The 11,013-nt window shown below is 66.7% G+C and carries 11 protein-coding genes; 7 read left to right on the forward strand and 4 right to left on the reverse strand.

Annotation, left to right across the window (positions count from 1 at the left end):
* Positions 1 to 8 precede the first annotated feature (8 nt).
* A complete protein-coding gene (locus tag ACTRWG_RS17360; RefSeq protein WP_027234858.1) occupies positions 9 to 992 on the reverse strand; it encodes a TraB/GumN family protein in 984 nt (327 codons plus the stop codon).
* 151 nt (positions 993 to 1,143) lie between these two features.
* Between ACTRWG_RS17360 and ACTRWG_RS17365 the strand changes: the two genes are divergently transcribed.
* From ACTRWG_RS17365 to ACTRWG_RS17390, 6 genes are all read left to right on the forward strand, one after another.
* Positions 1,144 to 1,812 carry a DUF2161 domain-containing phosphodiesterase gene (locus ACTRWG_RS17365; protein ID WP_259958708.1) on the forward strand — a complete coding sequence of 223 codons (669 nt, stop codon included), beginning with the start codon at positions 1,144 to 1,146 and terminating at the stop codon, positions 1,810 to 1,812.
* A gap of 254 nt (positions 1,813 to 2,066) precedes the next feature.
* Entirely contained in the window at positions 2,067 to 2,354 is a 288-nt protein-coding gene (locus ACTRWG_RS17370; protein WP_027234856.1) for a co-chaperone GroES, read from the forward strand.
* Positions 2,355 to 2,418: 64 nt separating this feature from the next.
* Entirely contained in the window at positions 2,419 to 4,071 is a 1,653-nt protein-coding gene (gene groL / locus ACTRWG_RS17375; RefSeq protein ID WP_027234855.1) for a chaperonin GroEL, read from the forward strand.
* Positions 4,072 to 4,330: 259 nt separating this feature from the next.
* Entirely contained in the window at positions 4,331 to 5,188 is an 858-nt protein-coding gene (locus ACTRWG_RS17380) for a DMT family transporter (RefSeq protein WP_462829690.1), read from the forward strand.
* 45 nt (positions 5,189 to 5,233) lie between these two features.
* Complete coding sequence (locus tag ACTRWG_RS17385; RefSeq protein ID WP_462829692.1) at positions 5,234 to 6,010, forward strand: alpha/beta hydrolase; 777 nt, start codon at positions 5,234 to 5,236, stop codon at positions 6,008 to 6,010.
* Positions 6,007 to 7,155 (forward strand): alpha-D-ribose 1-methylphosphonate 5-triphosphate diphosphatase, encoded by a 1,149-nt coding sequence (locus tag ACTRWG_RS17390; RefSeq protein WP_462829694.1) that lies wholly within the window; start codon positions 6,007 to 6,009, stop codon positions 7,153 to 7,155. The genes ACTRWG_RS17385 and ACTRWG_RS17390 overlap by 4 nt, the downstream gene beginning before the upstream one ends.
* Positions 7,156 to 7,327: 172 nt before the next feature.
* Here ACTRWG_RS17390 and ACTRWG_RS17395 read toward each other — a convergent pair whose 3' ends face one another.
* Positions 7,328 to 8,404 (reverse strand): 5-(carboxyamino)imidazole ribonucleotide synthase, encoded by a 1,077-nt coding sequence (locus ACTRWG_RS17395; protein ID WP_462829696.1) that lies wholly within the window; start codon positions 8,402 to 8,404, stop codon positions 7,328 to 7,330.
* Positions 8,397 to 8,885, reverse strand: a complete 489-nt coding sequence (purE, locus tag ACTRWG_RS17400; protein ID WP_027234850.1) for a 5-(carboxyamino)imidazole ribonucleotide mutase — start codon at positions 8,883 to 8,885, stop codon at positions 8,397 to 8,399. Before purE ends, ACTRWG_RS17395 begins: the two co-directional genes overlap by 8 nt.
* Positions 8,886 to 9,227: 342 nt before the next feature.
* On the opposite strand from purE, the gene ACTRWG_RS17405 reads away from it, so the two are divergent.
* Entirely contained in the window at positions 9,228 to 9,482 is a 255-nt protein-coding gene (locus ACTRWG_RS17405) for a DUF1272 domain-containing protein (RefSeq protein ID WP_245597335.1), read from the forward strand.
* A 39-nt stretch (positions 9,483 to 9,521) separates the two neighbouring features.
* On the opposite strand, the gene ACTRWG_RS17410 is transcribed toward ACTRWG_RS17405, so the two are convergent.
* Entirely contained in the window at positions 9,522 to 10,805 is a 1,284-nt protein-coding gene (locus ACTRWG_RS17410) for a uracil-xanthine permease family protein (protein ID WP_462829697.1), read from the reverse strand.
* Positions 10,806 to 11,013 lie beyond the last annotated feature (208 nt).

Below are 11,013 nucleotides of genomic sequence, written 5' to 3' on the forward strand. Positions count from 1 at the left end.
CGCCGGGTCTACCACGCCGCGCGGGTGAGGCTGAACCCCTGGCGGTGCAGCAGGTTCAAGACGCCGTTCCTGCCGGGCAGATGCGCCGCGCCGACGGCAACCACGATCCGCTGCTGCCGGGCGGCCAGGATCACCTTCATCCAGCGTTTGTTGCGCTGGTCCAGCAGGCGGTCATTGTACTGGCGCCACAGCCGCGCGGTCTCGGCGCCGGAAAAGCTGCTGTACTGGGCGCTGATCCACGGCGCGAGCACGAAGGCGGACCAGACGCTTTGGTCGAAATAGGCTTCGACCGGGGTGGCATCCTCGGGCTTGGAGGAGCGCACCAGCTCCAGCTCCAGCTCCAGCATCCGGGCCTGGTCGCGCAGGGGCAGGCTGGCAATCGCCGTCAGCGCCTGCGCCGGGGTTTCCAGCGCGCCCACCGGAATCCGCTTGCGGCTGGCGAAACCGGCGATCCGGTCGTCAAGCCCGCGTTTGAGGCCAAAGCCATAGGGGCGGCAGCCGCTTTGCACCAGGAACATCGACACCGCCCAGGGCTGCATCCGGTTCATGGTGTCCAGATTGGCGCCGGAGACCCGCGCGGTCAGCTCGAAATGCTGCCAGGCCTCCTTGCCCAGCAGGTGCCGCAGCTCCTGCCCTTGCGGCAGCAGAAAGCTGCTGGCGAGGGACGCGGGCATGGTGTCCGGCGTCTCCATTCCGGGCTGCAAAGTCTCCAGATAGATCGCCTGGGCCGAGGCCAGCGCCGGGCGCAGGTTGCGCATCACCCGGGCCATGCGGGAATCGCCGCCGTGCATGGTGCCGATCACATGGATGGTGCGGCTGCCCTTGGTCGCAACCCAATGATTGCCGCGGGAAAACGGGGTGGCGGCCATCTCGCGCTCCAGCCGCGCTTCGGTGGCGGGCGGCAGGTGGTCGCGGTAGTCGATGCCGCGGCAGGCGGCCAATCCGGCAGAGGCCTGCAGGACCAGGGCCAAGGCAAGTGCAATCCGTTTCATCAAGCGCCCTTTCCCCGGAGGTCCGGTACTGTGGACTGAGTGTATGACCCTAGGGCGGGGCAGGGGGGGCGGCAATGTAAAACCTGCCGTCCGGACCGTAAAACCGCGCGGCGGATTGCCTTCGGCGGCGCTTGATGCCAGTCATGGCGGCATGGAACGCGAAGATCAGCTGTATCCGCCGGTCAAGGCGCTGCTGGAGGGGCAGGGCTATGCCGTGAAGGGCGAGGTGGGGGCTGCCGATGTGGTGGCTGTCCGCGGTGCCGAGCCGCCGGTGATCGTCGAGCTGAAGCTGAAGTTTTCGCTGTCGCTGTTCCACCAGGCGGTGGCCAGGCTGGCAGTCACAGATCACGTCTATATCGCGGTGCCGCGGCCCAAGGGGCGGCAGGCGCGGCGGATGCTGAAGGACAATCTGGCGATGTGCCGGCGGCTGGGGCTGGGGCTGATCACGGTGCTGGAGGATGGCCGCACAGAGGTGCAGTGCGATCCGGGCCCCTATGCCCCGCGCAAGTCGAAGAAGAAGCAGGCGCGGCTCTTGCGCGAGTTTCAGGCGTTGCGCGGCGACCCGAATGCAGGCGGCGCCACCCGGCACGGCATTGTCACCGCCTACCGCCAGGACGCGCTGGCCTGTGCGGCGCATCTGGCCGAGGCAGGCCCCAGCAAGGGGGCGGAGGTGGCCAGGGCCACCGGCGTGGCGCGCGCCACCCGGCTGATGGCCAGCAATCACTATGGCTGGTTCGAGCGGGTGGCGACCGGTGTCTACCAGCTGACCGGCGCGGGCCGCGACGGCCTGGTGCATTGGGCAGAGAGCTGGGAGGCGTAGCCCCGGCCGGTTGCGGACTGCGCCGGGAGGCTGGTTAAGTGTTCAAAATCAGCATCTTGCAGGCACCTCAAGGACCGGTTCCCGGCCGCGGCCAGGGGGCTTTAAATTTTCTTGTGCAAAGCTGTTGACTCAGTCCGGCGCGATGCCTAGCTTCCCCTCGTTAGCACTCGCCCCGTGTGAGTGATAACGGCCCCGCCGGGGAGGCGGAGGTCCAACAGATAACAACCTTTGAGCCTTTTTAAGGAGCTGCAAAGATGGCATTGAAACCGCTTCATGACCGCGTGCTGGTGCGCCGCACCGAAAGCGAAGAAAAAACCGCGGGCGGCCTGATCATCCCCGATTCCGCAAAAGAAAAGCCGAGCGAAGGCGTCGTCGTCGCAACTGGCGAAGGCGCACGCAAGGACAGCGGCGAGCTGATCGCGATGGCCGTTTCGGCTGGCGACAAGATCCTGTTCGGCAAGTGGTCGGGCACCGAGGTCTCCGTCGACGGCGAAGAGCTGCTGATGATGAAAGAAAGCGACATCATGGGCATCATCGAGTAAGCCGTCCGGCTTCTCTGATCCCATCCCTCGCTGACAATTACAGATTACTCTAGGAGAGTGAAAAATGGCTGCTAAGGACGTCAAATTCGACACCGATGCCCGCAACCGCATGCTGAAGGGCGTCAACATTCTGGCCGATGCCGTGAAAGTGACCCTGGGCCCCAAAGGCCGCAACGTGGTTCTGGACAAATCCTTCGGCGCGCCGCGCATCACCAAGGACGGTGTGTCGGTTGCCAAGGAAATCGAACTGGAAGACAAGTTCGAGAACATGGGCGCCCAGATGGTGAAGGAAGTTGCTTCCCGCACCAACGACGAAGCCGGCGACGGCACCACCACCGCAACCGTTCTGGCCCAGGCCATCGTTAAAGAAGGCCTGAAGCAGGTTGCTGCCGGCCTGAACCCGATGGACCTGAAGCGCGGCATCGACCTGGCGACCTCCAAGGTTGTTCAGGGCATCAAGGACATGGCCCGCGAAGTGAAAGACTCCGACGAGGTTGCGCAGGTTGGCACCATCTCCGCCAACGGCGAAGCTGAAATCGGCCGCCAGATCGCTGACGCGATGCAGAAAGTCGGCAACGAAGGCGTCATCACCGTCGAAGAGAACAAAGGCATGGAAACCGAGACCGACGTGGTCGAGGGCATGCAGTTCGACCGCGGCTACCTGTCGCCCTACTTCGTCACCAACGCCGACAAGATGGTCGCGGATCTGGAAGACTGCATGATCCTGCTGCACGAGAAGAAACTGTCTTCGCTGCAGCCGATGGTTCCGCTGCTGGAGCAGGTCATCCAGTCGCAGAAGCCGCTGCTGATCATCGCTGAGGACGTCGAAGGCGAAGCGCTGGCAACCCTGGTTGTCAACAAGCTGCGCGGCGGCCTGAAAATCGCAGCCGTCAAGGCACCGGGCTTCGGCGACCGCCGCAAGGCCATGCTGCAGGACATCGCGATCCTGACCGGCGGCCAGGTGATCTCCGAAGATCTGGGCATGAAGCTCGAGTCCGTCACCATGGACATGCTGGGCACCGCCAAGAAAGTCACCATCACCAAAGACGAAACCACCATCGTCGACGGCGCTGGCGAGAAGGCCGAGATCGAAGCACGCGTTGCCCAGATCCGCACCCAGATCGAGGAAACCACCTCTGACTACGACCGCGAGAAGCTGCAGGAACGCGTTGCCAAACTGGCAGGCGGTGTGGCCGTGATCCGCGTCGGCGGCATGACCGAAGTCGAAGTGAAAGAGCGCAAGGACCGTGTGGACGATGCTCTGAACGCGACCCGCGCAGCCGTGCAGGAAGGCGTGATCGTCGGCGGCGGTGTTGCCCTGGTGCAGGCCGGCAAGGGCCTGGAAGGCCTGGAAGGCGCCAACGCTGACCAGAACGCAGGCATCAACATCGTCCGCAAGGCCATCGAAGCGCCGCTGCGCCAGATCGCCGAGAACGCAGGCGTCGACGGCGCCGTGGTGGCCGGCAAGATCCGCGAATCCGCGGACAGCGCCTTTGGCTACAACGCGCAGACCGGTGAATATGGCGACATGTTCTCCTTCGGCGTGATCGACCCGGCCAAGGTGACCCGCACCGCGCTGGAAGACGCATCCTCGGTTGCTGGTCTGCTGATCACCACCGAAGCGATGGTGGCCGACAAGCCCGCCAAAGAAGGCGCAGGCGCAGCCGGCGGCATGCCCGACATGGGCGGCATGGGCGGCATGGGCGGCATGATGTAATCACAAATCCCTTGGGATTTGTGATGGGCGAAAGGCGATTGGCCGTACAGGCTAATCTGCCGGAAGCCCGCCGCTGATGACTGCAAGATTCGGGGCTGCCTATCAAGGCGGCCCCTTTTCGTTATGACGGGGGAAGGCCCGCGGCGCGGGCCTGCCTCCGGCGGGAGTATGTGCGCAAAGGTGAAAGGGTGGGGGGCCTTGAAGCCGGGCCGCTGAGATTCCACTGGCCCTGCGCCGCCGGGCAGGCTAGCCCTTTGCCATGCGCCTGTTTCTTCTTGTCTCGCTCACCATGACCGCCTTTGCCGCGAACTCCATCCTCAGCCGCCTGGCGATCGGGGGCGGGCATATGGATGCGGGCAGCTTTGGCCTGCTGCGGCTGGCCTCCGGCGCGGCGATGCTTGTGCTTCTGTGTCAGGCGCAGGGGCTGGCGGTGCGCCAGGGCCTGCGGATGAGCCTGAGGGGCGGTGCGGCGCTGACGCTTTATATCGCGGGGTTTTCGCTGGCCTATCAGCAGCTTGACGCGGGGCTTGGCGCGCTGGTGCTGTTCGGCGTCGTGCAGGTGTCGATGTTCCTGTGGGGGGCGGTGCGCGGCGCTCCGGCCAGCGGCGGCCAGCTGGCGGGGGCGGTGCTGGCCTTTCTGGGGCTGGCCTATGTGGTCTGGCCCGACGGCTCCGGCACGGCGCCCCTGGGCGCGTCGCTGCTGATGGCGGCGGCGGGGCTGGGCTGGGGCATCTACAGCATATTGGGGCGCGGCGCGGCGCAGCCGCTGGCGGCAACGGCGGTGAATTTCCTGTGGTCGACGGCGATGTTCCTGCCGGTTGCCCTGTGGCTGGGCGGCAGCACGGTCAGCCTTTATGGCGCGGTGCTGGCGGTGCTGTCGGGCGCGGTGACCTCCGGCATGGGGTATGCGCTGTGGTACCGTTTGCTGCCGCAGATCCTGCCCGCGGTGGCGGCGACGGTGCAGCTGAGCGTGCCGGTGATTGCCATCCTGGCGGGGGCTGTGCTGCTGGGCGAGACGATCACCCTGCGGCTGGTCTTTGGCAGCGCGGCGGTGCTGGGCGGCATTGCGCTGGTGGTGCTGCAGGCGCCGGGCCGCAAGGCGCAGGCGGCCAAATAGGCGAGGGGGCTTCCCTGTGCCGCGGCTTGCGCTTATCTGGGGCGCATGGGTGATGTTCTGAAATATTTTGCGGCCGCCGCTGCGGCGCTGCTGCCGCTGCCTGCGGCGGCGGATTGCGTGATCCTGCTGCATGGGCTGGCACGCACCGAGACCTCGTTCGCGGTGATGGAGGAAGTGCTGCAGTCGCGCGGGTACGGCGTGGTGCGGCCCGGATATGCCTCCACCGAGGAGACCATTCAGGTGCTGGCGCAGGAGACTTTGCCGGAGGCCTTTGCCGCCTGCGGCGGGGAGACAACCCATGTGGTCAGCCACTCGATGGGCGGCATCCTGCTGCGGTTCTGGCTGCAGGACAACCGCCCGCAGAACCTGGGCCGGGTGGTGATGATGGGGCCGCCGAACCAGGGCAGCGAGCTGGTGGACGAGCTGGGCGACTGGGAGGTGTTCGGCCTGCTGAACGGGCCTGCCGGCCTGCAGCTGGGCACCGGGGCAGAGAGCCTGCCGAACCGCCTGCCGCCGGTGGATTTCGAGCTGGGGGTGATTGCGGGCAATGAGACGCTGAACCCGCTGTTCTCCTCGCTGATCCCGGGCGCGGATGACGGCAAGGTTTCAGTGGACAGCACGAAGGTGGACGGCATGGCCGCGCATCTGACGCTGCCGGTCACCCACACCTACATGATGAACAACCCGCAGGTGATGGCGCAGGCGCTGCACTTTCTGGAGGAAGGGCGGTTTGAGCCGTCGCTCACCTGGCTGGCGGCAGTGGAAGAGATCATCGGCGAGGCCTGCCAGCTGAACGGCGGCTGTGAAGAGGCGGAGAAATGACGTTGGAATTGACCCTGCAGGGCGGTGACGTGCTGCGCCCCGGCGGGCTGGAGCGCGGCGGTGAGATCGCCATTGCAGAGGGGCTGGTGGCCGCGGCGCCGGCGGGGCGGGCGGTGGACCTCTCCGGCTATCTGGTGCTGCCGGGGATCGTGGACGTGCATGGCGACGGGTTCGAACGCCATCTGGCACCGCGCCGCGGCGCAATGAAGCAGATGGCCGAGGGCGTGGTTGCCGCCGAGGCGGAGCTGGCCGCCAACGGCATCACTACTGCGGTGCTGGCGCAGTTTTACTCCTGGGAAGGGGGCTTGCGCGGGCCTGAGTTTGCGGCGCAGGTGTTTGAAGCGATCCAGGCGGTGCGCGGCTCCGTGGTGACCGATCTGCTGCCGCAGCTGCGGTTTGAGATCCACATGCTGGAGGATTACGCCGGGCTGGCTGCGAAAGTGGCCGGCTGGCAGGTGCCGTATGTGGTGTTCAACGACCACCTGCCGCATGAGCGGCTGGCGCAGGGCAAGAAGCCGCCGCGGCTGACCGGACAGGCGCTGAAGGCGGGGCGCAACCCCGAGGTCCATTGGCAGATGCTGAAAGACATGCACGCGCGCCGGGATGAGGTGCCGGGCAGTCTGGATGCGCTCTGCCGCGAACTGGTTGCGTTGGATGTGCGGCTGGGCAGCCATGACGACCAGACTGCTGAGAACCGCGCTGTCTGGCGCGAACGCGGCGCGCGGATTGCCGAGTTCCCTGAAACACTGGAGGCGGCAGAGGCCGCGCGCACGGCGGGCGATCCGGTGATCCTCGGCTCCCCCAATGTGGTGCGGGGCGGCTCGCACAAGGGCAATGCCTCTGCCGTCGAGCTGATCGCCATGGGGCTGTGCGATGCGCTGGCATCCGACTACCACTACCCCAGCCCGCGCCGTGCAGCGCTGATGCTGGAGCGCTCCGGCCTGCTGGATCTGGCGGGCGCGTGGCGGCTGGTGTCGGATGGGCCTGCGCAAATGCTGGGCCTCACAGACCGCGGAACGCTGACGGCAGGCAAGCGCGCCGATATCCTGGTGCTGGACAAGGCAACTCAGCGGGTCGCGGCGACGATTTCCGGCGGGCGGGTCAGCTATATGGCCGGGGAAGTGGCGGGCCGCTTCCTGGCCTAGCGGAGCGGCGCCGCGCATCAGGCCGGATGGCCCTCTTTGCGGCGCGTGAAACCGGCGGGGCCGCTTTCACGGATCCGCCTGCTTCTTCTGGCCGCAAATATCCCGGGGTTTGGGGCAGAGCCCCAAGTTGAGAATGGGTCCGGGGGCAGAGCCCCACCTGCCCGGACGGGGATCAGCCTTCCGCCTTCACCACCCGGTTCACATGGCCCATCTTGCGGCCCGGTTTGGCCTCCGCCTTGCCATAGAGGTGGAGGGCGCAGCCGGCCTCTTTTGCCAGTTCGGGGATGCGGTCCACGTCATCGCCGATCAGGTTTTCCATCACCACGTCGGAGTGGCGCTGGCCGTCGCCCAGGGGCCAGCCGGCCACCGCGCGGATGTGCTGTTCGAACTGGTCGACAGTGCAGCCGTTCTGGGTCCAATGGCCGGAATTGTGGACGCGCGGGGCGATCTCGTTGACGATCAGGCCCTGGGGCGTGACGAAGAGTTCGACGCCGAGGACGCCGACATATTCCAGCGCGTTCAGGATCTTACCCGCCATCAGCACCGCGTCCATGCGCTGGCCTGTGCTCAGCTTTGCAGGCACGGTGGTGGTGTGCAGGATGCCGTCGCGGTGGACGTTCTCGCCGGGGTCGAAACAGGCAATCTCGCCGCTCACGCCGCGGGCGGCGATGACCGAGACCTCGTGGCTGAAATTGACAAAGCCTTCGAGGATCGACGGCGCGCCTGCCATGGAAGCGAGCGCTTCGCCTGCGTCGTCAGCCGACTTGATGCGGGCCTGGCCCTTGCCGTCATAGCCGAAGCGGCGGGTCTTCAGGATCGAGGGCGCGCCGATCTCGGACAGCGCGGCGTCCAGGCTGGCCTGATCAGTGATGTCGGCAAAGGGTGCTGTTTGCAGGCCGAGGTCCTGCAGGAAGCTCTTTTCCGTCAGCCGGTCCTGGCTGATCCGCAGCGCCTCGCGGCCCGGGCGGATCGGTTTTTGCGATTCCAGGAGGTCCAGCGCGGAGGTTGGAATGTTTTCGAACTCATAGGTGATCACGTCGACGGCAGCCGCGAAGGCGGCGAGCGCCTCGGCGTCCTCGTAGCCTGCGGTGGTCACCTGGTCGGCGACATGGCCTGCGGGCGGGTTGGCGCCGGGCTCGAAGATATGGGTCTTGAAACCGAGGCGGGAGGCCGCGACCGATAGCATCCGGCCCAGCTGGCCGCCGCCGAGGATGCCGATGGTGGAGCCGGGGGCGAGCACGTCAGTCATCGGAGGGTTCCTCGGGGATGGAGGCGGAGAGTGCATCGCGCCAGTCGTCCAGGCGCTGGGCCAGGTCTGCGTCCTGCAGCGCCAGGATACCCGCGGCCATCAGGCCTGCGTTGGCGGCACCGGCAGCGCCGATGGCCATGGTGGCAACCGGGAAGCCCTTGGGCATCTGCACGATGGAGTAAAGCGAGTCGACACCCGACAGGGCGCGGGTCTGGACCGGCACGCCCACAACAGGAACGCGGGTCTTGGAGGCGACCATGCCGGGCAGGTGGGCAGCACCCCCGGCGCCTGCGATGATCACCTGCAGGCCGCGCTCAGCCGCGCTCTTGCCATAGCTCCACAGCCGGTCCGGGGTGCGGTGGGCAGAGACGATCTTGGCCTCATAGGCTACGCCCAGTTCATCGAGGATATTGGCGGCTTCCTTCATGGTGGGCCAGTCGGATTGGCTGCCCATGATGATGCCTACTTTGATGTCACCCATGGCTGGTGGCTCCTGTCGCGGCTTGTGGAGCGCGCACTATAGGGAAAGTGGCGGTTTTCGCAATGTGGGTTGGGCGGGAAAACGGGCAGGATTTACCCTGTTTTCCGGGGGCTGGCGCTATGCCGCAGGGGAGGGCTCCCGCCCGCGCGGGATGCAGCGGAGCTGCACCGCCCCCGCGGTTGGGCGTGGCGCCGCGCGGGCGCGCAGCGCGGGCGCCAGTGGCGGGGCTTGCGGGGCACAGAGAACCGGGGCAGGGTTGCGGCTGGATCAGGGAGGGTTTGATGCTGGAACTGCGCCCCAATTGCGAATTGTGCGACAAGGACCTGCCGCCGGAGGCTGCGGATGCCCGGATCTGCACATACGGAGTGCACCTATTGCGCGGCGTGCGTGGAGCAGGTGCTGCACAATGTCTGCCCAACCTGCGGCGGCGGCTTTGCGCCGCGCCCCATCCGGCCGAAACAAGCCTGGCGGCCGGAATTGGCTCTGGGGCTGGAGAAGGACCCGGCCTCAACCCGCCGGGTGCATTCGAAGTTCAGCCGGGAAGAGATTGCCGCGCATGTGGCGCGCATCCGGCATTTGGAGCCGGAGGAACGGTGAGGGGAGCCGCCGGTTTGGCGGCTCCGTCCCGGTTCAGGATCAGTCCCGCTGTTTCGGCAGGATCAGGTTCAAGAGCAGGCCCGCAACGCCGGAGAGGCCGATGCCCGCCAGCGTGAAGCCTTCGCCGAATTCCAGCGTCAGGCCGCCCAGGCCGATGATCAGCACGGTGGAGATGATCACCATGTTGCGCGCCTCGGTCAGCGCTTCGCCCAGTTTGGCCAGCACGCTCAGGCCGACCACGGTGACCATGCCGAACAGAAGGATCATGATGCCGCCCATCACCGGCATCGGGATTGCCGACAGCGCGCCGGAGAGCTTGCCCGCAAAGGACAGCGCGATGGCGAAGATTGCCGCCCAGGTCATGATCGCCGGGTTGAAGGCGCGGGTGAGCGTCACGGCGCCGGTGACCTCGGAATAGGTGGTGTTGGGCGGACCGCCCAAGAGGCCCGCGGCGGCAGTGGCAAGACCGTCGCCCAGCATTGTGTTCTGGATGCCGGGCTTTTCCATATAGTCGCGCTTGGTCACGTTGGAGATCGCCAGGATGTCGCCGAAATGCTCAATCGCGGGGGCGATGGCGACCGGCAGGATGAACAGGATGGCGGCGAGGTTGAATTCGGGCGCGACAAAGCCCGGCACCTTGAACCAGGGGGCGTCTGCGATGGCGGCGGTGCTGATCAGGCTTTGCCCGGTCACGGCACCCAGGATCAGCGCGGCAGTGCAGCCGGCGGCGACGCCTGCCAGGATCGGCACGATGCGCATGATGCCGCGGCCCAGGATCGCCGTCAGCATGGTGGTGCCGAGCGAAACCGCAGCCAGCAGCAGCGCAGTGTTGCGCGGCATCACCTGGGTGTCGCCTGCCAGGCCGGTCGCCATGTTGACCGCCACCGGCGCCAGCGACAGGCCGATCACCATGATGACGGGGCCGACCACCACCGGCGGCAGCAGCCGGTGCAGGAAGCCGGAGCCGAAGGCGCGGATGGCAAAGCTGAGGGCGACATAAAGCAGGCCCGCGGCAGCCAGCCCGCCGGTGGTGGCCGCCATGCCCCAGGTCTGCACGCCATAGATGATGGGGGCAATGAAGGCGAAGGAGGACGCCAGGAACACCGGCACCTGGCCGCGGGTCACGACCTGGAAAATCAGCGTCCCAAGCCCCGCCGTGAACAGCGCCACGCTGGGGTCGAGGCCCGTCAGCAGCGGCACCAGCACCAGCGCGCCAAAGGCGACAAAGAGCATTTGCGCCCCGGTCAGCGCCTGTTTCAGTGTGAATTTGTAACCGGCAGCCTGCATCTCAGACGCCGGGATCTGTTCCCTCGCAGCGGTCATTGTCTCGCTCGTTTCTTGTTTAGAGGCTTGCGTCCGAAGGCTTCGCAATGAAGCCGCCGGAGACAATCGGGCTGCTCCTAGCGGGTAATTGCCTGTTTGACCATCCGTTAAGGCGGAGACTCCGGGCCCGGCCGGCTGCCTGCTGCGGGTCAGCCGGGCCGCGGGTCCCGGCTTGCGCAGGCCTGATGCCGCCGCCTGCGGATGCGGC

Source organism: Leisingera sp. G5_S3_59_S7 (assembly GCF_054968485.1).

Excerpts from the sequence above, each read along its gene's own strand:
- ACTRWG_RS17360 (WP_027234858.1), bottom strand. The coding sequence starts at position 992 with ATGAAACGGATTGCACTTGCCTTGGCCCTGGTCCTGCAGGCCTCTGCC.
- ACTRWG_RS17365 (WP_259958708.1), top strand. The coding sequence starts at position 1,144 with ATGGAACGCGAAGATCAGCTGTATCCGCCGGTCAAGGCGCTGCTGGAG.
- ACTRWG_RS17370 (WP_027234856.1), top strand. The coding sequence starts at position 2,067 with ATGGCATTGAAACCGCTTCATGACCGCGTGCTGGTGCGCCGCACCGAA.
- groL (WP_027234855.1), top strand. The coding sequence starts at position 2,419 with ATGGCTGCTAAGGACGTCAAATTCGACACCGATGCCCGCAACCGCATG.
- ACTRWG_RS17380 (WP_462829690.1), top strand. The coding sequence starts at position 4,331 with ATGCGCCTGTTTCTTCTTGTCTCGCTCACCATGACCGCCTTTGCCGCG.
- ACTRWG_RS17385 (WP_462829692.1), top strand. The coding sequence starts at position 5,234 with ATGGGTGATGTTCTGAAATATTTTGCGGCCGCCGCTGCGGCGCTGCTG.
- ACTRWG_RS17390 (WP_462829694.1), top strand. The coding sequence starts at position 6,007 with ATGACGTTGGAATTGACCCTGCAGGGCGGTGACGTGCTGCGCCCCGGC.
- ACTRWG_RS17395 (WP_462829696.1), bottom strand. The coding sequence starts at position 8,404 with ATGACTGACGTGCTCGCCCCCGGCTCCACCATCGGCATCCTCGGCGGC.
- purE (WP_027234850.1), bottom strand. The coding sequence starts at position 8,885 with ATGGGTGACATCAAAGTAGGCATCATCATGGGCAGCCAATCCGACTGG.
- ACTRWG_RS17405 (WP_245597335.1), top strand. The coding sequence starts at position 9,228 with ATGCCCGGATCTGCACATACGGAGTGCACCTATTGCGCGGCGTGCGTG.
- ACTRWG_RS17410 (WP_462829697.1), bottom strand. The coding sequence starts at position 10,805 with ATGACCGCTGCGAGGGAACAGATCCCGGCGTCTGAGATGCAGGCTGCC.